We start from the raw sequence: 22,493 nt of genomic DNA, 5'->3' as shown, positions 1-22,493 counted from the left end.
TCTTGTGATATTATTTAAGTATAGTAATCAAGTAGCCATAAGGAGGAAAAATTATGGATCAAATAGGCTATGTTGTTAATATAAAGGATGAAATTGCTGTAGTTGATATTAGAAGAACAAGTGCATGTGGTGAAAAATGTAGTAGTTGTGGCGGAGGATGTAATGTGCCAGCTATGAGAGTTAATATTAAAAATACAATTGGAGCAAAAGTTGGTAATTTTGTAGAAGTAGAGATGAAAACTAAAAGTTTAATGAAATCTGCTTTTATTGCATATATTGTTCCGTTAATAATGCTTATTGTTGGGATAGCAGGAGGCATTTATGTTTTTCGTTCTATTGGATTTTCGGATTATGAATCTTTAGGGTTTTTAAGTGGATTAGTCTTTTTAGTAATATCATATTTTATATTGAGGTTCATTGATAATACAATTAAGAATAAAAATTCTGCAGAATTAAAAATAGTAAAAGTATTATAATTCATGGAGGAATAATAAAATGAAAGATGAAGCTACAAAAAAGAGTTCTATAACAAGATTAAGAAAAATAGAAGGCCAAATCAAAGGAATTCAAAAAATGGTAGAAGAGGACAAATATTGTGGCGATATTTTGATACAAATTGCTGCGGCTAAATCTGCTTTAAATAATGTTGGAGGATTAATATTAGAAAATTATATGAAGGCTTGTATTGAGCAGGATATAATTAATGGGGATGATAGTGAAGAAGCAATACAAAATTTAATAAATATAATGGTTAAATATACGAAATAAAAGATTTCTAAACATCTTGATAGTAGATGTTTAGAAATTTTTTTTCTTTTTATTTAGTTTTTTAAAGTTAGATGTTCTTAGTAACTTGCCAATGGATATTGATACTATAAGAGCACTTGCAATTGATGCTGCAATAAAAAGAGTTTCACTTCCTAAATCAGCTGCTTCAATAAACCTTTTTTCAGTTATTGCTAGCATTGTATAGTACATACCTGATCCAGGTACTAATGGAACAATTCCAGGGATAATAAAAATTGTAGCTGGTTTTTTAAAGAATCTTGCAAATAACTCTCCTAAAATTCCTACACTTAAAGCTCCGAAAAAAGCTGCTATAACCGAAGAATCTAGAGTATCAGTTAATACTATATAAATTATCCAACCAATGGCACCATTTAAGCTAGATTTGGAAATAGATTCCCTTGATGTATTAAAAATAATTGAAAATCCCATAGTAGATAAAAATCCATATATAAATTGTTTGATATAAAACATGAAATAGTCCTCCGATTTAATAAATTAAAAGAAAGTATTAAATACCTAATCTTAGAATAATTCCAACTCCAAATGCTATAGCTAAGGCTATTATAATACCTTCAATTGCTCTAGATGTTCCTGATAAAAAGTCGCCTGATATGAAATCTCGTATAGCGTTAGTAATAACAACCCCTGGAACTAAGGGCATTAATGATCCAATTATAATTTTATTTATGTCATTACCAATACCTAGTTTGAATAATGCTATAGAAAATAATGTGATAAATATACTGCCTATAATGTTACTCAAAAAAAACGTGATAGGTATTTTTTTTATATAATCTAATAGAATTAATAATGTAAAACTGGTGATAAAAGAAGCTATAAAATCTAAAAAGCTTCCTTGAAACATTAATGTAAAAAAACCACCAGCAACTCCACCGAAAATATATCTTACTATACTTTTAAATGTAGGTATAGTGTCAATGCTTTCTAATATTTTCATTCCTTCTGATATTGACATATCTGAATTAACAAATTTTCTAGAAAAATTATTAACTTCGGATATTTTATGTAAATCTATAGATATAGATTTAATTCTTTTAATATAAGAAAAGAGTTTATCTTCATGTTCCACTGATAAAAATATACCAGTGGGAGTAACGAAAGTTTCTACATATTGAATATTTCTTGATTTACATATTCTTATTATAGTATCTTCTACCCTATAGGTTTCTGCGCCATTTCTTAACATTATTTTTCCAGCTAATATAGACATGACTAATAAATTTTTTATTTCATCTTTTTTCATTAGTATCCTCCTCAATAAAGCCTATAGATTTAATATATATTATAACATTTTAAATATATTAATTTAAGGAAATAATAAAAATAATATTTTGACTAATTATATAATATTGGTTATTATATAGATAAGATACGGGAAGGGTGGTCAGAGATATGAATAAATTACAAATGAGTGATAGTGAAGTATACGAGACAATTAATAAAGAGTTCTCAAGACAAAAAGCTGGGATAGAATTAATTGCCTCAGAAAATTATGTTAGTGATGCTGTATTAGAAGCAATGGGAAGTGTTATGACTAATAAATATGCAGAAGGTTATCCTAACAAAAGGTATTATGCTGGATGTGAATATGTAGATGTAGTAGAAGATTTAGCTCGTGACAGATTAAAAGAAATTTATAAAGCAGAGCATGCAAATGTTCAACCTCACTCTGGTTCTAATGCTAACTTAGCAGTATACTTCAGCATACTTGAGCCTGGAGATACAGTTTTAGGAATGAATTTATCTCATGGAGGTCATTTAACCCATGGAAGTCCTGTAAATATTTCTGGAATATATTATAATTTTGTTTCTTATGGAGTAGATAAGGATACTGAACAAATAAATTATGATGATGTTTTAGAAATAGCAAAGGCAAATAATCCAAAACTTATAATTGCTGGAGCCAGTGCATATCCTAGAAAGATAGATTTTAAGAAATTTAGAGAAATTGCAGATGAAGTAGGAGCATATTTAATGGTAGATATGGCGCATATTGCTGGATTAGTTGCTGCAGGTTTACATATGAATCCAGTAGAATATGCAGATTTCGTTACTACCACTACTCATAAAACCTTAAGAGGACCTAGGGGTGGAGCCATTTTATGTAAGAAAGAACATGCTGCTAAAATTGATAAGGCAATTTTCCCTGGTATTCAAGGTGGTCCATTGATGCATGTGATTGCTGCAAAAGCAGTATCTTTTAAAGAAGCAATGGATGAAGAATTTGTTAACTATCAAAATCAAGTTGTAAAAAATGCTAAGGCTTTAGCAGAAGGTTTAACAAAAAGAGGATTGAATTTAGTTTCAGGTGGGACAGATAATCATTTAATATTAATAAATGTTATTGATCATGATCTAACGGGTAAAGAAGCTGAACATATATTAACAGATATAGATATAACAGTTAATAAAAATACTATACCATTTGATGAAAAATCACCATTTATAACTAGTGGTATAAGGTTAGGTACTCCTGCAATAACTACCAGAGGTATGAAAGAAGAAGAGATGGATAAAATTGCAGATATTATTTATAGAGCAATAATTAAAAAAGAAGACATAGAGAAGTTAAAGGTTGAAGTTCATAGATTAACTGATAATTTTGGTTTACCATCAAGATCATCATTTTACAGACCATAGGAACTAGATAATTTTGATTCAGTATTTTGGAGAAAAACAGGGTAGCGGATAGTGAATTAAGTATTAAAGTTCAAGGGGAATTTTTTATTAAAAGGCGACCACAGGTCGCCTTTTAATAGAGTTAATTATTAGATCTATTTTTCTACAATAAGTGGCCTCATCATATCATTATCCTCATGTTCAAGTATATGGCAATGCCATACATATTCCCCGGAGTGTTCTTTAAAGTGCATGACAATTGATGTTACCTGATTAGGATCTGTCCTCACTACGTCTTTAGGTCCTTTTTCAAAATCCAAGGGTGGTGTTAAAGAATCCAAATCAAACTTATAGTTTCCATCCTCGTCGAAATCACCATCTGAATATACCTTTCTACCTAATATTTCAAAGTGTACTAAGTGAAGATGAATTGGGTGTGGAAAATTAAATGTGTTTACTAAATGCCATATTTCAATTGTATCTAGTTTTGGCTTTTCAGTAGCAGGATCACTCCACATTTTATTATTGAGCAAATGCATCACTCTACCATAACCATCCGTAGTTTCACCAAGGACCAGAGTTCTCTCTTTTGCAGCTAGTGTAGGGTTAATTTTATGCTTTGGCATTAGATTATATGGGATAGTACTTTTGTCTGAAGATTTTAATTTTTTCTCCACCTTGAATTTTAATATTTGATCAGTACCAGGACTAGCTGGTCCTGGTCCATCATTTAATAGTATTATTTCTTCTCCTTTATACTTTGAGAAATCGATTACTAAATCTATTCTTTCAGCAGGTTCTAGAATAAAAGACTTGATATCAACAGGATGTTCTAATAATCCCAAATCAGTACCAATTTGATGAATAGTCCCACCGTTACTTAATTTTAAATCATAGGCACGGTTATTTGAACCATTTAGCATTCTAAATCTATATTTACGAGGTTCTACTTTAAGATAAGGCCAAACCTTTCCATTTACTACTATTGTATTTCCAAAGAAAAACGAAGATGTTGATGGAACAGGAAAATTAACAGGTGGAGTTGCATTATCAGGATAGAATAATGATCCATCCTTGTTGAAGGATTTATCCTGAATCATAATTGGTATTTCATATTCATCCTTTGGAAGATTTAGTTTCTCTTCAAAAAAATCTCTAATAATGTAGAATCCAACTAATCCTGCATATATATTTAACCTAGTAATCCCAATTGCATGATCATGATACCATAATGTAGCACCTGCCTGGTGATTAGTATATTCATATACTTCTTTGGTGTATTTCGGTCCTATAAATTCATTATTTTTAGAATACCATGCTTCAGGATATCCATCACTATCAGACTCAACATTAGCTCCATGAAGATGAACCACTGTTCTTACATCAGGAGTATCCAACGTACCGTGAAGAGTATGATCAATGGGAAGAATATGTTTACATGGTAGTTTATTCTCCCATTTAACTTTAATATGGACATCCTTGGAAGCCTCTATCGTAGGACCTGGATAAGTTCCATTGTATCCAAAAATAGTAGTTAAAGGAAAGTACTTATGAAATCTATGTTTAGCTTCTTGCATTTTAATATTATAGAATAATTCCTTTTCATTTGATTCATAACAATCATAAACTGGTTTTGCAATTTGTGGTATAGGCATTGGATCTACAAATTTTGGTATATCTGTAGGAACTGATGGATCTACCTTTTTTTCTTCCAAATAAAATTCTTCATCTAGGATATTAAAAAAATTTTCCATTTACAACCCTCCATAATTTTTTTATTGTATTCCAGTATTTTTTGTGACTATTAACCCTTGTATTTATCAATAGTTTAAAATTTTTATTAAATAAACTTTACTATACAATAAAAAATACATATATTATGATATATTATGCATGATGTGATATTGATGTGTTTAAATTATGGTTTTTCACATATATTTTAAATATTGTAATAAATGAAGAATTAAGATTAAAGGTATATGTAATAGATTATGAGACAAATTTATATAAATATATCCTTAGTGATGATAAATTAGAATTTGAAAATCAAGTAGATGTAGAAACAACTGAAGGAGAGAAAGAACATTTTTATATAGGTGTTTTTTTCAATAGATAAAATGGAACTAAATGATTAACAAACTGTTGCATTAAAAGTGTATTTTATACCTACTTGATTAAGTATTAGAATATTTCTAATTAGGTTTAGGTAGACTAAAATTATAATATTTAAGTAAAGGTGATTAAATGATTGATTATGCTTATATTTTTATCCCGTCATTTGTATTAGGGCTTGCATCAAGGTTATCTATGTTAAGGGTAGATTATAGGCAGTATCCAAGTTATCCTCAAGCTACTCTTTCTCATATAACATTAGGAGCTATAGCAGCAAGTTTAGGTTCTTTAGCCGTTCCCGCAATTGCAGCTAAGGAATATAGTGCTATAACTTTTTTATCTTTAGCAGCTCAACAATTTAGAGATGTAAGAAATTTAGAGAGACAAAGTTTAGATAATATTGAACCTACAGAATTAGTTCCTAGAGGAACAGCATATATAGAGGATATAGCTAAATCTTTTGAAGCTAGAAATTATGTTGCAATGATAACTTCAGTATTAGTTAGCATAGCAATATTTATTTCTAGTAAATTAAGATTAGATGATATAGTGTCTATAGTTATTGGCATTTTTATAGGCATAATATCTATTGTATATTTGAAAAATAAAATTAAGAGAACTTTTGTTGGGGAGATAGCTGATGTAAGAGAGGCTAAGATTGGATTTGATGGACCTTTATTAACAATAAATGGTATTGTTATTATGAATGTTGGATTTGATGATTCTAGAGAAATATTTATAGAAAAAGGAGTAGCGGTAGAAATAATACCTAAAGATGAGAATTCATTATCTACTCTTGCCAATTTAGGTCAACGACAGGCTATTACTCATGAGGCAGCAATTCAATTGGGTATAAGAAAAGATGTAGATGAACCAGATTTTACCCCAATGATTAGAAGGAATTCAAGAAATGGGAGATTAATGCTTGTAATTGTTGCTTTAGAACCAGATATTGAATGTTTAATAGAAATAGTAAAAAATACATTAGTTTTAGAAAGTTCAAAGAGAAAACCTTTATCATCTAAATATGGAAGAAAAGCAGCCGATTAAAGGAGGATTACTATGGATATAGGTATTAAAGATGCAATATTAGCTATTGTTACCACAAATAAGGATGCTGTTGAAGGTGGAAGTGTTCCTGTATTTTATGTTAATAATAGGGAAGAAATGGAGCATACTGCTTTAATGATTGCTAAAGTAACATTAGCTATGATTCATGATTTAGATAATGATTGTTTTATAATTGTGAAACACTAATTGTAATTAGTGAAATATCTTGATTTTTCTCATATATAGTGATAGTATTACCTAAGTATAATAGGAAAATATAAAGATTTATGGTACAATATTGATACCAGGTGCTAATAAGAAGGAGTATAATATGGAAATACGAAACATTAACAATAATATGAATATAGTAGAAGAGGTAATACCTAATAGTATTGGAGAAGAATTGGGAGTAGAAAAGGGTGATATATTACTTACCATTAATGGACAAGATATTATAGATATAATAGATTACAAATTTCATATTGCAGATGACTTTGTTACTGTTGAAATACAAAAACCTAATGGAGAAATGTGGGAATTAGATATTGAAAAAGAATATGATGAAGATTTAGGAATTAATTTTTCTAATCCTTTAATCGATAAAGCTAAAAATTGTAGAAATAATTGTATGTTTTGTTTTATAGATCAATTACCTAAAGGCATGAGGAAAACATTATATTTTAAAGACGATGATTCAAGATTGTCATTCTTGCAAGGAAATTTTATAACTTTAACAAATATGAGTGATGAAGAGATTAATAGAATTATAAAATATAGGATAAGTCCTATTAATATATCAGTTCATACTACAAATCCAGAATTAAGAAAAAGAATGTTGAATAATAAAAATGCAGGTAAGATATATGATATATTAAAGAGGTTTAATGAAACCAATATTAAGATGAATGCTCAGATTGTTTTGATACCGGAAGTAAATGATGGTATGGAGTTACAAAGAACAATAAAAGATTTAGTGAAATTTCATCCTAATATTGAAAGCGTTGCCGTTGTACCTGTAGGAATAACTAAATATAGACAAGGGTTACCAAGTTTAAAAGGTTATGATAAAGAAAAATCAAAAAAGTTAATTAAAGAAATTAATAATTATCATAAAAATTTCTTGGATATCATAGGTAGTCGTTTTATATTTGCTTCTGATGAATTTTATGTTTTAGCTGATGAAAAATTACCAGAATATGATGAATATGAAGGATTTCCTCAGATAGAAAATGGAGTTGGATTGTTAAGGGAGTTTAAATATGAAATAGAGAAAGAATTATATAATATTAATAACATGAGATTAAACAAGAAGGTATTAATAGCAACTGGAACTCTTGCATATAATTATATGAAAAAAATAGGCGAAATGATTAATTGGAAGATTAATGGATTGGATATTAAAGTCGTACCAATTAAAAATAATTTTTTTGGAGAGAAAATAACTGTGTCTGGATTAGTTACAGGAATAGATCTTTTAGAGCAAATTTCCAGATTAGAAAATTTAGAAGAATATGATGGAATAGTAATTCCAAGTTCTATGCTAAGAAATGGCGAAGAAGTTTTTTTAGATGACTTAACAGTAGAAGATATAAAAAGTAAATTAAATAAAAATATGTATGTTTCTGAAGTAAATGGAAAAGACTTCATTAGCACATTAGTAAACATGAGGTGATAAAGTGGGAAGACCGATATTAGCTATAGTAGGAAGACCAAATGTAGGAAAATCTACATTATTCAATAGAATTGCAGGAAAGAGAATATCCATAGTTGAAGATAAACCTGGAGTAACAAGAGATAGGATTTATGCTGAAGGAGAATGGTTGAATAATTACTTTACTATGATAGATACTGGAGGTATTGAACCTGATAGTGAAGATATTATTTTATCTCAAATGAGGACACAAGCAGAAATAGCAATAGAAACTGCAGATGTTATATTCTTTATGGTTGATGGAGCTGAAGGATTAACATCTATAGATAGAGAAGTAGCTAATATGCTTAGGAAATCTAGTAGAAATATAATTCTAGTGGCTAATAAAGTTGATTCACATACTCCTCCAAATACTATTTATGAATTTTATGAGTTAGGCTTAGGAGAACCAATAATGATATCAGCTAGTCATGGGTATGGAATTGGAGATTTATTAGATGAAGCTATTGCATCATTTCCTAAAGATAAAAATATGAATTATGAAGAAGATGTTATAAAAGTAGCCGTTATAGGAAAGCCAAATGCAGGAAAGTCATCATTGATTAACAAGATATTAGGAGAACAAAGAGTTATAGTAAGTGATATACCAGGTACTACAAGGGATGCTATTGATACACCGTTTAATATTGGTAATGAGAAATTTGTATTTATTGATACTGCGGGTATGAGAAAAAAGAAGAGAATAACTGAGAATATTGAAAGATATAGCGTTATTAGATCATTAACAGCTATTGAGAGAGCAGACGTATGCTTAATGATAATTGATGCAGAAGAAGGTATAACAGAACAAGATAAGAAAATAGCAGGTTATGCTCATGATAATGGTAAAGGTACAATAATACTGGTTAATAAATGGGATTTAATTGATAAGGAAGATAGGACTTATTTGACTTTTGAAAAAAAGGTGAGAGAAGGATTGGCTTTCATGTCATATGCTCCTATATTATTTATATCTGCATTGACTGGTAAAAGAGTAAATAAAATTATTGATTTAATAAAAATTGTATCAAATAACCATTCAATGCGAATAAGTACTGGTGTATTAAATGATATAATTGGAGAAGCTATTCTAATGAATCAGCCACCATCGGATAAGGGCAAAAGATTAAAAATATTTTATGGAACACAGATGGCATCAAAACCGCCTAAATTTGTTATCTTTATAAATGATAAAGAATTGATGCATTTTTCTTATGCAAGATATTTAGAAAATCAGATAAGAACATCTTTTGGATTGGAGGGAACATCTATTTTATTTGAATTTAGAGAAAGGGGGAAATAATTTGTTGAAAATCCTTTTGATTGGGTTAATATCTTATATTGTCGGTAATTTTTCTTCATCATATATTTTGGGGAAAATTTTAAAAAATATAGATATTAGAACAAAAGGCAGTGGTAATGCAGGGGCTACTAATGCTCTTAGAGTTTTTGGTAAAAAAATTGGTTTAATAACTTTTATTTTAGATGTATTAAAAGGAATCATAGCAGTAATAATAGGACAAATGATTTTAGGAGATACTGGTAGACTTATAGCTGGAATTTTTGTTGTTATAGGACATAATTGGCCAATTATTTTAGGATTTAAAGGAGGTAAAGGTATTGCAGCAACTATTGGAGCAGTAACATTTATCAATCCTTTACCAGCTATTATTGCAATAATAATAGGAATATTAATAATTATAAAGACAAGATATGTTTCTTTAGGATCTATAATGGCTATGGCTTTAGTACCCATTATATCATTAGTGGTAGTTCGTCCTTTTGATTTACGATTTTTTATTTTTTTACTGATTCTAGCTATAATGGCTATATATAGGCATAAAACCAATATTAGAAGACTCTTAAATGGAGAGGAATCTAAGTTAGGACACAAAGCATAAAGTAGGAGGTAAAAATGGATAAAACAATAAGTATACTTGGTGGAGGCAGTTGGGGTACGGCTTTAGCTGTACTTTTAGCTAAGAAAGGAACTCATGTGGACTTATGGGTTAGAAATAAAGATAAGGAGATTGATATTAATAGGACCAGAGAAAATATTAAATATTTACCTGGTATTGTACTTCCTAATAATATTAATATAACTAGTGATATTGAAAAGACAATATATAATAAAGATATTATTTTATTGGCTATACCGACTCATGGTATTAGAGATACATTAAAATTAATCAAAGATAAGTTAAAAAGAAATCAAATAATAGTTAATGTAGCAAAAGGTATTGAAATAGAAAGTCTTAAGCGTATCTCAGATGTTGTATCAGAAATAATTCCAAGTTCTAGATATGCTATATTATCCGGTCCATCTCATGCAGAAGAGGTTGCTAAGGATATACCGACTGCTGTAGTTGTAGCATCTAAATCAAAAGAAGTAGCAGAATATGTTCAAGAATTCTTTATGACACCAAAATTTAGAGTTTATACAAATCCAGATGTAATAGGGGTTGAACTTGGTGGATCATTAAAAAATGTTATTGCATTAGGAGCTGGCATATCTGATGGGTTAGGATATGGAGATAATACAAAGGCAGCATTAATGAATAGAGGAATCATTGAAATAGCAAGACTTGGTGAAAAAATGGGAGCTAACGAAATGACTTTTGCAGGATTATCAGGAATAGGAGATTTAATAGTTACATGTACAAGTATGCATAGTAGAAATAGAAGAGCAGGTATAAAAATTGGTGAAGGTTATAGTATGGAAGAGGCTGTTAAATCAGTAGGTATGGTTGTAGAAGGAATAAAGACTTCAAAATCGGCTTATAAGTTAGCTGAACAATTTAATGTTGAAATGCCTATTATCGAAGAGATTTATGGAGTACTTTATGAAAATAAAGATGTTAAGAACTCTGTAATTAATTTAATGTTAAGAGATAAAACTCATGAAATAGAAGATATAGTAGAAAACGAAATATCTACTTGGTAGAACATACATATGTATGTTCTATTTTTTTAAAAACTTTTCCAAGCATGTAATATTATCTGTATATTTACAATATATATAATGTTAAGAAGAGCTATGAAACTACTTATTATATAAAGGAGGGAAAGTTAGTGGATAAGTTTAATATATACAAAGAGATTTCAGAAAGAACTGATGGTGATATCTATATTGGAGTGGTTGGACCAGTTAGAACTGGTAAATCCACTTTTATTAAGAAATTCATGGATCAACTAGTAATTCCTAATATAGAAAATGTACATAGGAAGGGAAGAGCTAATGATGAATTGCCACAATGTGGTGCAGGGAAAACAATAATGACAACTGAACCTAAGTTTGTTCCAAGTGAAGCTGTAAATTTAGTATTGAATGATAATATTAAGTTTAAAGTAAGAATGGTTGACTGTGTGGGTTATTTGGTTGAAGGAGCTTTGGGACATGAGGAAAATGAAATGCCTAGAATGGTTACTACTCCATGGTATGAGAAGGAAATTCCTTTTGAAGAAGCGGCGGAAATAGGAACAAGAAAGGTTATTACAGATCATTCTACTATAGGAATAGTTGTTACTACAGATGGTTCTTTTACAGAAATAGAAAGGTCAAGTTATATACCTTCAGAAGAAAGAGTAATAAAAGAATTACAAGAATTAGATAAACCTTTTGTTATATTATTAAATTCAAAAAATCCTAATCTTGATAGCACAGTGGCTTTAAAAGAAAATTTGGAGGAAAAATATAATGTGCCAGTTATTGCTTCGGATTGTATGAATTTAAATATGAAGGATATAACGGAAATTTTAGATAAAGTATTACTTGAATTTCCTATCCAAGAAATAAATATTAATTTACCTGGATGGGTAGATGGATTAACTGTTAAACATTGGATTAAAGAAAAGATAATTGATACGGTAATTGAAAATACATCTTCAATACAAAAATTAAGTGAAATTGATAAAGCTGCTGAGGAAATTCATGAATGTGATATTATTAATGAAATAGACATCAAAGAGATAGATTTAGGAAAAGGAATTGTAAATATTTCTATTGATGTTGATGATACTCTATTTTATAAGGTTATTAATGAATCAACAGGATATGATATAAATGGTGAACATCAGATTTTAAGTCTTATAACTAAATTATCAAAAGCTAAAAAAGAATATGATAGAATTGAAACAGCATTAAATGATGTAAGAGAAAATGGTTATGGGTTAGTGTCGCCTAATTTAGAAGAATTAGAATTATTGGAGCCAGAAACTTTTAAAGAAGGACATCGATTTGGAATTAAATTAAAGGCAAATGCGCCGTCTCTGCATTTAATAAGAGCTGATATAACGACAGAAGTTTCTCCTATTATTGGAACGGAGAAGCAAAGTGAAGAATTAGTTAAATATTTATTAGATGAATTTGAAAATGATCCATCAAAAATATGGCAATCAAATATGTTTGGGAAATCTTTACATGACCTAGTTAATGAGCAACTTCAAGGGAAAATAAATACAATGCCTATGGATGCGAGAAAGAAGATTCAAAGAACATTACAAAGAATTATAAATGATGGTAGTGGAGGGTTAATTTGTATAATTATATAACAAAATACAGGCTAAAGTATACACTTTAGCTTGTATTAATATTAAATTTATTTAATTATTTTTAAGTTTAAATATTAGTGTTATTTTTTAACATATTATTATAATAGAATATATTAGAAATAGATCTCTTAAATTTAGGTTTAAGAGATTCTTTATTTGTAATATAATAAATACTAAAAAATGTCGTATAAGAAATCTTTGGTCATTTTTCTATTTTATTGAAGGAGTTTAAAAAATGATGTAGAAATAATTAAAGAATGGTATTAAAAAATATTTAGGAGGTTATTATGGAAAATCAAACATTAAATGAACTTGAGGATTTTATTAAAAAAATGAGTGAAGTGGATAATTATCATGAAATATTGACTACAATTTTTGAAATGCATTTTAAACATGATGATAAAGATAAATTATTTAGAAATCTAAATACTCATATTGCAGAAGTATTTAAAACTAATCCAAAAAATTTAATAGATTATCTTCAGCATCCCCAATATACTAAAATTGAAGAATTAAGTTTAAATGCTACAAAGTATAAAGCATCCTTACTCTTTGTAAATAAATTGAAAATGAAATATGGAGTCTTATTAAGACCACTAATGGCTGCTCAAACAAATCCTTTTTTAATTAATTCTATAGAAAGTAATGTTGGTAATGGACAAAGTTTACATAGATTAAAATTAGAAAGAGCCGATGGAAAAAATTTAGAAGGATTATTTAATTCAGAATCATTATTATCAATATTTACAGTACTTATAGAATCATTAGATAAATCGCTAGATAGAGGAATATTTAATTTAAATATTAATACTATAGATAATTATCTAAATAGTTCTAAAATATTTAATGAACATTTAACTTCACTCAAGAAAGAATATGAGAGTGAAAAAAATGATAAAAAATAATATTTGGATTTTTGTTATTATTTTACAAAGAGATAGTACTATATTTAATCAAAATTGGTTTAATACAATTTTAGGATTTGTATTAAGTACTTTTGTTTTTATTATAACTTCTTATATAGAAGAAAAGAAGGCTAAAAAAAATCAAGTTAGAAATTTATTAATTCAGATTATTTATAACCATCAAGAGTTATTTTCTATCATTTATAAAGGTGCATATAGTGAACAAAAAATTGATTATTTAAATTTAAGGAAAAATATGAAACAAGTGAATTTCTTTTATTTGTTACCAAGTGATTTGAAATTAAAATTTATTGAATTATATAAGATCCACAATAAATCACCTGATTATTATAAAGATAATCAATGGAAAATACATGGAATGTTATGTGAAATTGTAAAAATGTTAAATGAATATGGGGATGATGCATTTGGGTATAAATAACCATGATAAATATAAGGAAAATAAAATTGTTGATGAGGAAGCAAAAAAGAATTATAATGAATATAATGAAGTGTTAAAAACTATAGAAAATTTAGGTTCTAATGATAAGATGCTTACGAATATAGATAGTATGGATAGTCAATTAAAACGATTAGTAATTAATGGAGATATTGAAGAGACAGACTTAGAATATGAATTGATGAGTAATGTGCTTGAACAGGCTAAGGAAATACAGATAAAAAGAAAAAAATCATTAGAGAAAACTTTTGAGTTTTATGATAATTATAATAATTTTATATCTATATTTAAAAGGGTAAGTGATGAAGATGAAAATGTATAAAAATAATGAAACTTATTATCCAATGGAAAGATTTTTTAATATGAATTTTGATAGAATAAAAAAATATATTGCAAATTGTAATTATTTATTTAAAGATTATGGGAGTTTGATATTAATTAAGAATTCTGAGATTGCAATTAGCATTAATCATGTAGGAAAAGCTGTATTTTTCTATGATAATATAGAAGAAAGCAAAAAAAATATGTATATAAGTATGATTGAAGATATATTTAAGAATGAAGTTCAAGAGTTTAAATTTATGAGAAATAACTAATAATTATTATAATTATTAACTTCTAATTTTTGTAAGAATCTATATCAAAATAATTAATTCATATAAAGATAATTAAGATTATAAATAAATTGGACATAGAGAAAACCTCTAGTCCTTTTTATTTAATAAATGAAAAGTTTTATATATTATTGGACTATTATCAATATATTTGTTTGTAATTTTATATTTAAGAAAGCTTTTTATATTTTGGGTGAAATTGTAATAGGACGAATGTGAATATGGCTATTTTTCAACGTTATCATAATTAACAAAATTATAAAATGGTCGGGATGACTGGACTTGAACCAGCGGCCCCAAGTCCCCCAGACTTGTGCGCTACCAAACTGCGCCACATCCCGTTAACAAGGACATTATATAGGAAAAAGTATCTTTTGTAAAGGTGTTTTTATAGATTAATATATTGTTAGAGTGTAAAATAGGTAAATAAGTCATATTTTTAATTATGATAAATTATGATATAATTACTTTTATAAAAATAATTATAATTAATTTATCAACAAAAAGGTAGTGATAATTTTGATAATATATTTTTTAAAAAATCTTTTATATATACTTCTAAGTGCTAGTATTTTAGGATATATATTAGTTGTTATAAAAGAAAAAATATATTTAAAAAATAATACTATAGTTCTTGACAACAAAGTAATAACCAATGAAGTTATAAATGAAACAGATATTAATGAATTTTTAATAGGCAATTTGAGAATTCGTTCTGGAGATGAAGTATCATTAATCTTGAATAGTAAGGAAAAATTTAAAGGAATAATTATTGGAGCAAAAAAAAGAGAAAAATTACTTTTATTAGCTACTTATTCAAATGAAATATTAAGATTGAAAGTTAATAATATAATGGAAATTAAAGTAGTTAGTAAATACGGAAAATTCTTTTGAAATTAAGCAGGAAAAATTAAAATAGCATAGAAGTATATTAATATTGGATTATGAGGTGTGAATATGTCAAAAAAGGAGAGAGAGAGACGAAGAAAACGAAAAAAAAAGATAAGATTAGGCATAGCAATTGTGATAACCATATATCTTCTTTTTGCTTTTCTACCGAGTTTTTATAGTAATAATTCTGATACCTATTTAATAAAGAAAGAGGAAATTGAAAAATCTATTGCGAGTAATGTTGTAGTTATAAAAAATGAAAGTATATATCATTCTAAAGGGGATGGAGAGTTAGAGTTTCATTATGATGAAGGAGATAAAGTTGGGAAAAAACGAAATTTAGCGAATCATACTTCTGGTGTAAATGATGATTATCAAGAAGAAATTGAAAAAATAGATAAGAAAATTAATCAATTGAAAGAAGAAAATAAATCTTTGATAATATTTAGTGACGATATAGATAAAATAGATAAAGAAATTGATGCTTTAAACGAAGAAATTTCTAAAATCACAGATGATGATGAAAAAGATAAATTAGAAGAAGAATTAAAAGCAAAAATAGAAAAAAAGAATAAAATGACACAGGATAGTGGTTTTGTAGGAAAGACACTTCAAGAATTAGAAAAAAATAAAGAAGATTTATTGAAAGAAAGTGAAAATAATAATAAAACATATTATAGTGAAGATTCTGGGATTGTATCTTATCAATTTGATGGATATGAAGAATTCTATTCTTATAATAATGTATTGAATATGAAACCTAAAGACATAAAATTGGAGGAAAAATCCATAAAGAATACTAGAAAACTTGATAACATAGAACATGGACAACCTATAATGAAAGTAATAGATGATTTTAAATGGTATATATTAGCTAATGTTTCTGTTGAAAAGTCAAAGAATTTAAATAAGGGAGACAGTATAAGAATACGAGTTAAAGATGATAGTCAGGAAATACAAGGAGAAATAGTTAATTTAAAATCAGATAAAGAAAATACTTTGGTTTTGATTGAATTAAATTCTTATTTATATAAATATTATAAAGAAAGATTTTTAGAAGTAGAGATAATATTAAGAAGATATGAAGGATTAAAAATACCTTCAAAGGCAATAGTAAAAAAAGATGGATTGAAAGGTGTTTATACTAAAAATATTGATTCAATTATAAATTTTAAACCTGTAAAAATTTTATATCAAGATGATGAATTTGTTATTGCCGATCAGGGGCAAAGAGGTATGATTCAGTTAAAAAAAGATGAAGAAAAATATAATACAGTAGAAAGTTATGATGAAGTAATAATTAATGGTAATTTAATTGATAAATATTTAGATGAGTAAGGGGTGGTTAATATTTCAATTAATGAAAATATCAAAGAAATAGAAAGAAAAATTAATGAAGCTTGTAAGCGAACTAATAGAAGTAGAGAGGATATTAATCTAATAGCAGTTACAAAAACTATATCAGTAGATATTATTTCAGAAGCAATTGAACTAGGAATGACTGATATAGGAGAAAATAAGGTTCAAGAAATAACAGCTAAATATGATGCGTTGAATGATTATGATTTAACGTGGCATATGATAGGACATCTACAGTCAAATAAAGTTAAATATATAATAGATAAGGTTGATCTAATACATTCTTTAGACAGAAAATCTTTAGCAAAGGAGCTAAATAAGAGGGCTAAAAAAATTGACAGAGTTATCAATGCTTTAGTACAAGTTAATATTGCTGAAGAAGAAAGTAAATTTGGGCTAAAGAAAGAAGATGTTATGGATTTTTTAAAAATGTTAGAAGGATATCCATATATAAAAGTAAAAGGTTTAATGGTTATGGCACCTTATGCTGAGGAATCAGAAAATGTAAGATACGTATTTAGAGATGCTAAAGCTTTATTTGAAAAGATTAAAAAAAAGGAATTGTCTAATGTTGAAATGAAGTATTTATCTATGGGAATGACAAATGATTTTGAAATAGCAATTGAAGAAGGCGCTAATTTAATTAGAGTAGGAACAGGTATTTTTGGTAAAAGAAAATATAAGGAGGAATAAAAATGTCTGAGAAGGGAACTATTTTAAATAAAGTTAAGTATTTTATAGGGTTAGAGGATCTAGATGAGGATTATGAAGATTATGATGAATTAGAAGATGATGCTTTAATTAAGGATGAAAGAAATCTTAGCAAATCAAAACAAAAGAAAGTTTTAAATATACACACAAATAATAGTATAAAATTATCCATACATGAACCTATAAAGTATGAGGATATAGTGAAAGCAATAGATGATGTAAAAAATAGAAAACCTGTAGTATTAAACTTATTACAATTGGATAGTGAAGAAAAAAGAAAAGTATTTGATTTTACTAGTGGAGCAATATATACATTAGAAGGAAATATTCAGAAGGTAGCAAAGGATGTCTTTATTTTAGCTCCTAATAATGTAGAAATAGATGGTAATTTACAGGAAGAGTTGAAAAATAAAGGATTATTTCCTTGGAAAAAATAAGAGGTGGATTTAGTGGTATTTGATAAGTATGTTTTAGTTCAAGCAATAGATATGTTTATAAATTTACTTAAAATAATGGTAATAGCAAGAATTTTTTTGAGTTTAATAATTAGAGATTTAAGAAATCCATTATTAAATTTTATTTATCGTTTTACAGAACCAATCTTAGCTCCTTTTAGAAATTTAATAAATAGGTTAGGTATAAATACAGGAATGTTTGATTTTTCTCCATTATTGGCTTTTCTTTTTTTAGATATAGTTAGTGGAGTTATAATTAGACTATTATATTAGGATGTATTTATGTTAAAAGATAAAAAGAAATATTTAGAACATATAAATGATAAAGGGCAAATAATAATCCTAAGAAAAATACTTGATGATATAGAAAAAGTTATTATAAACCATAGTGTTGTCTCTTCTGATTTTTTGGATCCTCATCAGAGAAAGTTATCATATTCTATACTTAATAGATTTAGTGATATTGATTATTATGAAGAGGGTGGATATGACTATGCTGAAAGAAAAATTATAATAATGTATCCTGAATATTTAAGGCATACTGATTTAGATAATGAAGTATCAGCTATAGAAGTTAGGACTAAATATAGATATTCAAATTTAAATCATAAAGATTTTTTAGGAGCTCTATTGGGATTAGGAGTAAAACGAGAAATAATAGGTGATATTATTGTATCTGATGATTTTGCTCATATAATAATGAGTAAAGAATTAAAAGATTATATATTGTTAAATTTAGATACTGTAGGTAAAGAGTCGGTAAATGTAAAAGAGATTTCTTTACAAGATATTTATATAAAGAAAGATGAATATGAAAAAGTTTATACAACAGTTTCTTCATTGAGGTTGGATACTATTGTAAGTTCTGCTTTTAATTTATCAAGGAATGATAGCTCTAAGATTATAAAGGGTGAAAAAGTTAAAGTTAATTTTCAACCTATAGATAATATATCTTATTGTGTAAATGAAGGAGATTTAATATCTGTTAGGAAAAAAGGAAGAATGAGACTTGAAAGTATATTAGGAGAATCTAAAAAAGGAAAGTTGAAAGTTCAGATTAATAAATACATATAATGGAGGGATAATAATGTTAACACCACTAGATATTCAAAATAAAGGATTTAGTAAAGGAGTAAGAGGTTATAATATAAAAGAGGTAGAGACTTTTTTAGATGAAATAATATCGGATTATGAGAAGTTATATAAAGAAAATATAGAATTAAAAGATAAAATGGGGCTATTAAATGATAGAATTAAACATTATGTTGATATTGAGGAAACATTACAAAATACATTAGTTGTTGCTCAAAAAACTGCTGAAGAAGTTAATATGAATGCTAAGGAAAAATATGATAATACTATTAAAGAAGCTGAAATGAAGGCTAGAGAGATAATTGATGAGGCTAATAATGAAGTTTTAAATATTAATAAAGAGTATGAAGAAACTAGGAAAGAAATGTTACTTTTCAAAACTAAATTTAGAACTCTTTTAAAGTCTCAATTAGAAATGTCAGAAGAATTGTTTGTAGAAAGCTCAGAAGAGTTTTCAGAAGAATTATCAGAGGAAATATAAAGGGGGAGACCCCTTTTTCTAATGTTGAAAGATATTATATTTGACTTAAATAAATAATTGGAGGGGTAGAAAATGATTTTAGGTATCATAGGAGCTATGGATGAGGAGATAGAAATAATAAAAAATGAAATGGAAATAGTTGGGAAAGATACAAAAGCTCAAACTGTATTTTATAGAGGAAGATTTCAGGGTAAGAATATTGTATTAGTAAGATGTGGTATAGGAAAGGTAAATGCAGCAATTATTACTCAAATATTAATAACAGAATACAAAGTTGATTCTGTAATAAATACTGGAGTAGCAGGTGCAGTGAAAGATGATATTCAGATAGGAGATATAGTTGTATCTGAAGATGTGTTAGAACATGATTTTGATGCTAGAAGTTTTGGATATAAATTAGGAGAAATACCAAGACTAAAAGTATCAAAGTTTAAAGCTGATGATAGATTGATAGATTTAGTAGTTAATTCTACTAAAAGTGAATTAAAAGATAATAGAGTTTACAAAGGGAGAATTGTATCTGGGGATGAATTTGTAGCTAGTGCTGAAAAAAAGAAATTTTTATGGAATCAATTTAGTGCTTATTGCGTTGAGATGGAAGGTGCTGCAATAGGTCATGCATGTAATATTAATGGGATTTCTTTTGTTATTATTAGAGCAATTTCAGATAAAGCTGATGGTTCGGCTAATAGTAATTATAATGAATTTGTTTTAGATGCTAGTAAGAAATCAGTAAACATTTTAAAGAGAATTTTATTTAAGTTATAGATGTAACAATGGAGGAATTGGTATGAATTTAAAATACATCGGAAAAGATAAAGAAAGTAAGAGAGTTATAGACTTAGGAGATAATGTGAAAATAGGTAATGAAAATTTTACAATAATTGGTGGCCCATGTTCAGTAGAGAGTAAAGAGCAAATTAGTAAAATCGCCAAATTTTTATTTGAGAAAAACGTAAAAATTCTTAGAGGAGGGGCCTTTAAGCCTAGAACATCTCCTTATTCTTTTCAAGGGTTAGGACTAAAAGGGTTAAAATATTTAAAAGACTCTGCAGAAAAATATCAATTGAAAATAATATCTGAAATATTGGATCCTAGAGATGTAGAGAAATCTATAGATTATATAGATATTATTCAAATAGGTTCTAGGAATATGCAAAATTATGCTTTGCTTAAAGAAGTAGGTAAGTTTAATAAACCTATTATGTTAAAAAGAGGTATGAATGCTACTATTGAAGAATGGTTAATGGCGGCTGAATATATTGCATTAGAAGGTAATGAAAATATTGTTTTATGTGAAAGAGGTATAAGAACCTTTGATAATTTTACTCGTAATACATTAGATATGACAGCAGTACCAATATTGAAAGGTTTAACAAAATTGCCGGTAATAGTAGATCCTAGTCATGGTACTGGTATAAGACATTTAGTTTCTCCTATGTCAAAGGCAGCAGCTGCTGTTGGAGCTGATGGAATAATGGTGGAAGTACATTTTAATCCAGAGGAAGCATTGTCTGATGGGCATCAGTCAATAGATTTTAGAGAATTTCAAGAATTAATTGATGAAACAAAAAAGATATATGATTGTATTTATTAAAAAAAATATGTCACATTTTATTTTCGCCTCATATTATATAATATAAAGTATTAAGAGGTGTTTTTATGATAGAAAAGAGTACTGATTATTTATTATTCTTTTTCCTTTTATTATCTGAATTTTATAATGCAAGGTACAAGAAAGATAGTTTATTGTTTTTTTACTTACTATTAACTTTTTTTAATTGAATAAATTTTAAAATAAATCTTCATTATATATATAATGGAGATTTATTTTTTGGGGTATATTAGTAATGTAAATAAATAATAGGAGGATATATATGAATGTAAATAAAATAGAAAAATATAGAGAACAATTATTACAAGAAAAAAAAGAAATAATAGATACAATTCATAAGATAGAAGCTGATCATGAAGGAACATTACGAGATTCTACTGGTGAATTGTCATCATATGATAATCACCCCGCAGACCTTGGTACTGAAACATTTATGTTGGAACAAAATATAAATTTAAAAGATAGAGAAAAAATGATATTGACAAAAATTGATTTATCTTTAAATAATATTGAGGAAGGTAAATATGGTAATTGTATAATATGTGGTAAACCTATTGAGGAAGATAGATTAGATATAATACCATATACAGTTACATGTAAAGATCATAGGGACGAAGTGGAACAGTTTATTATTAGCGAGAGACCAATTGAAGAAGAATTTTTACAAGGTGCTTTTAGTAGAACAAATAATGATGATAGCGAAGAAAATTTTGTAGGTACCGATGGTGAAGATATTATTCAAAAACTTGAAGAATATAACAAAATTGATTCCGATCCATCTCATAGTACAGGTGATAGGTTAGGAATATATGATGAAAAGGAAGTTGGATCAGTGGAAGATATAGAATTAATATCTGAAGAATATTATAGAGGACAATTTAGAAATGAAAATAGAGAAGACATACCTGATGAACAAAAACATGAATAAGGACTAACATATTAGTCCTTATTTTTATAATTATGTTATAATTATAGTTATCTATAAAAATGTACTAAAAAACTTTTTGTAAAATATAAGACTAACTATATGAAGTCAAATAAAATTTAAATATTTATCATTCCAAAATTAAAGTATAAA

28 protein-coding genes and 1 tRNA gene are annotated in these 22,493 nt (G+C 27.3%); 25 read left to right on the top strand and 4 right to left on the bottom strand.

Going from position 1 to position 22,493, the window contains the following annotated elements:
- The first annotated feature begins 53 nt into the window (after positions 1-53).
- Together GOQ29_RS01185 and GOQ29_RS01180 are read left to right on the top strand one after the other, a co-directional pair.
- Positions 54-476: a SoxR reducing system RseC family protein gene (locus GOQ29_RS01185; protein WP_203370603.1), complete on the top strand. Its 423-nt coding sequence runs from the start codon at positions 54-56 to the stop codon at positions 474-476.
- Positions 477-495: 19 nt separating this feature from the next.
- Positions 496-768 (top strand): metal-sensitive transcriptional regulator, encoded by a 273-nt coding sequence (locus GOQ29_RS01180; protein WP_203370601.1) that lies wholly within the window; start codon positions 496-498, stop codon positions 766-768.
- A gap of 30 nt (positions 769-798) precedes the next feature.
- On the opposite strand, the gene GOQ29_RS01175 is transcribed toward GOQ29_RS01180, so the two are convergent.
- Both GOQ29_RS01175 and GOQ29_RS01170 read right to left on the bottom strand, forming a co-directional pair.
- Positions 799-1,281, bottom strand: a complete 483-nt coding sequence (locus tag GOQ29_RS01175; RefSeq protein ID WP_425475060.1) for a threonine/serine exporter family protein — start codon at positions 1,279-1,281, stop codon at positions 799-801.
- Between the two features lie 16 nt (positions 1,282-1,297).
- Positions 1,298-2,053, bottom strand: a complete 756-nt coding sequence (locus tag GOQ29_RS01170; RefSeq protein WP_203370597.1) for a threonine/serine exporter family protein — start codon at positions 2,051-2,053, stop codon at positions 1,298-1,300.
- A 149-nt stretch (positions 2,054-2,202) separates the two neighbouring features.
- Between GOQ29_RS01170 and GOQ29_RS01165 the strand changes: the two genes are divergently transcribed.
- Positions 2,203-3,450: a serine hydroxymethyltransferase gene (locus tag GOQ29_RS01165; RefSeq protein WP_203370595.1), complete on the top strand. Its 1,248-nt coding sequence runs from the start codon at positions 2,203-2,205 to the stop codon at positions 3,448-3,450.
- A gap of 134 nt (positions 3,451-3,584) precedes the next feature.
- Here GOQ29_RS01165 and GOQ29_RS01160 read toward each other — a convergent pair whose 3' ends face one another.
- The gene (locus GOQ29_RS01160) at positions 3,585-5,183 is read right to left on the bottom strand and encodes a multicopper oxidase family protein (RefSeq protein ID WP_203370593.1); all 1,599 of its coding nucleotides are present in this window, start codon (positions 5,181-5,183) and stop codon (positions 3,585-3,587) included.
- Positions 5,184-5,338: 155 nt separating this feature from the next.
- Here GOQ29_RS01160 and GOQ29_RS01155 point away from each other — a divergent pair, with 155 nt between their 5' ends.
- From GOQ29_RS01155 to GOQ29_RS01100, 12 genes are all read left to right on the top strand, one after another.
- Positions 5,339-5,545, top strand: coding sequence for a hypothetical protein (locus tag GOQ29_RS01155; protein ID WP_203370591.1), 207 nt, complete (start codon positions 5,339-5,341; stop codon positions 5,543-5,545).
- Between the two features lie 128 nt (positions 5,546-5,673).
- Positions 5,674-6,591, top strand: a complete 918-nt coding sequence (locus GOQ29_RS01150; protein WP_203370589.1) for a YIEGIA family protein — start codon at positions 5,674-5,676, stop codon at positions 6,589-6,591.
- A gap of 12 nt (positions 6,592-6,603) precedes the next feature.
- Positions 6,604-6,798 carry a capping complex subunit for YIEGIA gene (locus tag GOQ29_RS01145; protein WP_203370587.1) on the top strand — a complete coding sequence of 65 codons (195 nt, stop codon included), beginning with the start codon at positions 6,604-6,606 and terminating at the stop codon, positions 6,796-6,798.
- 124 nt (positions 6,799-6,922) lie between these two features.
- Complete coding sequence (locus tag GOQ29_RS01140) at positions 6,923-8,263, top strand: DUF512 domain-containing protein (protein WP_203370585.1); 1,341 nt, start codon at positions 6,923-6,925, stop codon at positions 8,261-8,263.
- A 4-nt stretch (positions 8,264-8,267) separates the two neighbouring features.
- On the top strand, positions 8,268-9,584 hold the full coding sequence (der, locus tag GOQ29_RS01135; RefSeq protein ID WP_203370583.1) for a ribosome biogenesis GTPase Der: 1,317 nt from the start codon (positions 8,268-8,270) through the stop codon (positions 9,582-9,584).
- Between the two features lies 1 nt (position 9,585).
- A complete protein-coding gene (gene plsY, locus GOQ29_RS01130; RefSeq protein WP_203370582.1) occupies positions 9,586-10,182 on the top strand; it encodes a glycerol-3-phosphate 1-O-acyltransferase PlsY in 597 nt (198 codons plus the stop codon).
- A 14-nt stretch (positions 10,183-10,196) separates the two neighbouring features.
- A complete protein-coding gene (locus GOQ29_RS01125) occupies positions 10,197-11,225 on the top strand; it encodes an NAD(P)H-dependent glycerol-3-phosphate dehydrogenase (protein ID WP_203370580.1) in 1,029 nt (342 codons plus the stop codon).
- A 128-nt stretch (positions 11,226-11,353) separates the two neighbouring features.
- Positions 11,354-12,832 carry a stage IV sporulation protein A gene (gene spoIVA / locus GOQ29_RS01120; protein ID WP_203370579.1) on the top strand — a complete coding sequence of 493 codons (1,479 nt, stop codon included), beginning with the start codon at positions 11,354-11,356 and terminating at the stop codon, positions 12,830-12,832.
- 287 nt (positions 12,833-13,119) lie between these two features.
- Positions 13,120-13,737, top strand: coding sequence for a hypothetical protein (locus GOQ29_RS01115; protein WP_203370577.1), 618 nt, complete (start codon positions 13,120-13,122; stop codon positions 13,735-13,737).
- A complete protein-coding gene (locus tag GOQ29_RS01110; RefSeq protein ID WP_203370575.1) occupies positions 13,724-14,179 on the top strand; it encodes a hypothetical protein in 456 nt (151 codons plus the stop codon). Before GOQ29_RS01115 ends, GOQ29_RS01110 begins: the two co-directional genes overlap by 14 nt.
- On the top strand, positions 14,166-14,519 hold the full coding sequence (locus GOQ29_RS01105) for a hypothetical protein (protein ID WP_203370574.1): 354 nt from the start codon (positions 14,166-14,168) through the stop codon (positions 14,517-14,519). The genes GOQ29_RS01110 and GOQ29_RS01105 overlap by 14 nt, the downstream gene beginning before the upstream one ends.
- Positions 14,500-14,793: a hypothetical protein gene (locus GOQ29_RS01100; protein ID WP_203370572.1), complete on the top strand. Its 294-nt coding sequence runs from the start codon at positions 14,500-14,502 to the stop codon at positions 14,791-14,793. The genes GOQ29_RS01105 and GOQ29_RS01100 overlap by 20 nt, the downstream gene beginning before the upstream one ends.
- A gap of 282 nt (positions 14,794-15,075) precedes the next feature.
- On the opposite strand, the gene GOQ29_RS01095 is transcribed toward GOQ29_RS01100, so the two are convergent.
- Positions 15,076-15,152, bottom strand: a tRNA-Pro gene (locus GOQ29_RS01095).
- Between the two features lie 178 nt (positions 15,153-15,330).
- Between GOQ29_RS01095 and GOQ29_RS01090 the strand changes: the two genes are divergently transcribed.
- From GOQ29_RS01090 to GOQ29_RS01045, 10 genes are all read left to right on the top strand, one after another.
- On the top strand, positions 15,331-15,705 hold the full coding sequence (locus tag GOQ29_RS01090; RefSeq protein WP_203370570.1) for a hypothetical protein: 375 nt from the start codon (positions 15,331-15,333) through the stop codon (positions 15,703-15,705).
- Positions 15,706-15,768: 63 nt separating this feature from the next.
- Positions 15,769-17,040 carry a biotin/lipoyl attachment domain-containing protein gene (locus GOQ29_RS01085; RefSeq protein ID WP_203370568.1) on the top strand — a complete coding sequence of 424 codons (1,272 nt, stop codon included), beginning with the start codon at positions 15,769-15,771 and terminating at the stop codon, positions 17,038-17,040.
- 3 nt (positions 17,041-17,043) lie between these two features.
- Positions 17,044-17,754 carry a YggS family pyridoxal phosphate-dependent enzyme gene (locus GOQ29_RS01080; RefSeq protein WP_350445952.1) on the top strand — a complete coding sequence of 237 codons (711 nt, stop codon included), beginning with the start codon at positions 17,044-17,046 and terminating at the stop codon, positions 17,752-17,754.
- Positions 17,755-17,756: 2 nt separating this feature from the next.
- On the top strand, positions 17,757-18,209 hold the full coding sequence (locus GOQ29_RS01075) for a cell division protein SepF (protein WP_203370567.1): 453 nt from the start codon (positions 17,757-17,759) through the stop codon (positions 18,207-18,209).
- A gap of 12 nt (positions 18,210-18,221) precedes the next feature.
- Complete coding sequence (locus GOQ29_RS01070; RefSeq protein WP_203370565.1) at positions 18,222-18,500, top strand: YggT family protein; 279 nt, start codon at positions 18,222-18,224, stop codon at positions 18,498-18,500.
- 9 nt (positions 18,501-18,509) lie between these two features.
- On the top strand, positions 18,510-19,301 hold the full coding sequence (locus tag GOQ29_RS01065; protein WP_203370564.1) for a YlmH family RNA-binding protein: 792 nt from the start codon (positions 18,510-18,512) through the stop codon (positions 19,299-19,301).
- 13 nt (positions 19,302-19,314) lie between these two features.
- On the top strand, positions 19,315-19,800 hold the full coding sequence (locus GOQ29_RS01060; protein WP_203370562.1) for a DivIVA domain-containing protein: 486 nt from the start codon (positions 19,315-19,317) through the stop codon (positions 19,798-19,800).
- Between the two features lie 72 nt (positions 19,801-19,872).
- Positions 19,873-20,568 (top strand): 5'-methylthioadenosine/adenosylhomocysteine nucleosidase, encoded by a 696-nt coding sequence (locus tag GOQ29_RS01055; protein WP_203370560.1) that lies wholly within the window; start codon positions 19,873-19,875, stop codon positions 20,566-20,568.
- Positions 20,569-20,590: 22 nt separating this feature from the next.
- A complete protein-coding gene (locus GOQ29_RS01050; protein ID WP_203370558.1) occupies positions 20,591-21,397 on the top strand; it encodes a bifunctional 3-deoxy-7-phosphoheptulonate synthase/chorismate mutase in 807 nt (268 codons plus the stop codon).
- A gap of 280 nt (positions 21,398-21,677) precedes the next feature.
- On the top strand, positions 21,678-22,343 hold the full coding sequence (locus tag GOQ29_RS01045) for a TraR/DksA C4-type zinc finger protein (protein WP_203370556.1): 666 nt from the start codon (positions 21,678-21,680) through the stop codon (positions 22,341-22,343).
- Positions 22,344-22,493: the final 150 nt, after the last annotated feature.

The organism is Anaeromonas gelatinilytica, assembly GCF_016820635.1.
Classification (GTDB): domain Bacteria; phylum Bacillota; class Clostridia; order Tissierellales; family SIT17; genus Anaeromonas; species Anaeromonas gelatinilytica.
Note: the sequence above shows the minus strand (reverse complement) of the source record. Positions and strands in the feature narration are given on the sequence as shown.

Bases quoted from the DNA above. Each gene is read 5' to 3' on its own strand.
- GOQ29_RS01185 (WP_203370603.1), top strand. From the start codon at position 54: ATGGATCAAATAGGCTATGTTGTTAATATAAAGGATGAAATTGCTGTA.
- GOQ29_RS01180 (WP_203370601.1), top strand. From the start codon at position 496: ATGAAAGATGAAGCTACAAAAAAGAGTTCTATAACAAGATTAAGAAAA.
- GOQ29_RS01170 (WP_203370597.1), bottom strand. From the start codon at position 2,053: ATGAAAAAAGATGAAATAAAAAATTTATTAGTCATGTCTATATTAGCT.
- GOQ29_RS01165 (WP_203370595.1), top strand. From the start codon at position 2,203: ATGAATAAATTACAAATGAGTGATAGTGAAGTATACGAGACAATTAAT.
- GOQ29_RS01160 (WP_203370593.1), bottom strand. From the start codon at position 5,183: ATGGAAAATTTTTTTAATATCCTAGATGAAGAATTTTATTTGGAAGAA.
- GOQ29_RS01150 (WP_203370589.1), top strand. From the start codon at position 5,674: ATGATTGATTATGCTTATATTTTTATCCCGTCATTTGTATTAGGGCTT.
- GOQ29_RS01145 (WP_203370587.1), top strand. From the start codon at position 6,604: ATGGATATAGGTATTAAAGATGCAATATTAGCTATTGTTACCACAAAT.
- GOQ29_RS01140 (WP_203370585.1), top strand. From the start codon at position 6,923: ATGGAAATACGAAACATTAACAATAATATGAATATAGTAGAAGAGGTA.
- GOQ29_RS01125 (WP_203370580.1), top strand. From the start codon at position 10,197: ATGGATAAAACAATAAGTATACTTGGTGGAGGCAGTTGGGGTACGGCT.
- GOQ29_RS01115 (WP_203370577.1), top strand. From the start codon at position 13,120: ATGGAAAATCAAACATTAAATGAACTTGAGGATTTTATTAAAAAAATG.
- GOQ29_RS01110 (WP_203370575.1), top strand. From the start codon at position 13,724: ATGATAAAAAATAATATTTGGATTTTTGTTATTATTTTACAAAGAGAT.
- GOQ29_RS01100 (WP_203370572.1), top strand. From the start codon at position 14,500: ATGAAGATGAAAATGTATAAAAATAATGAAACTTATTATCCAATGGAA.
- GOQ29_RS01085 (WP_203370568.1), top strand. From the start codon at position 15,769: ATGTCAAAAAAGGAGAGAGAGAGACGAAGAAAACGAAAAAAAAAGATA.
- GOQ29_RS01075 (WP_203370567.1), top strand. From the start codon at position 17,757: ATGTCTGAGAAGGGAACTATTTTAAATAAAGTTAAGTATTTTATAGGG.
- GOQ29_RS01065 (WP_203370564.1), top strand. From the start codon at position 18,510: ATGTTAAAAGATAAAAAGAAATATTTAGAACATATAAATGATAAAGGG.
- GOQ29_RS01060 (WP_203370562.1), top strand. From the start codon at position 19,315: ATGTTAACACCACTAGATATTCAAAATAAAGGATTTAGTAAAGGAGTA.
- GOQ29_RS01055 (WP_203370560.1), top strand. From the start codon at position 19,873: ATGATTTTAGGTATCATAGGAGCTATGGATGAGGAGATAGAAATAATA.
- GOQ29_RS01050 (WP_203370558.1), top strand. From the start codon at position 20,591: ATGAATTTAAAATACATCGGAAAAGATAAAGAAAGTAAGAGAGTTATA.
- GOQ29_RS01045 (WP_203370556.1), top strand. From the start codon at position 21,678: ATGAATGTAAATAAAATAGAAAAATATAGAGAACAATTATTACAAGAA.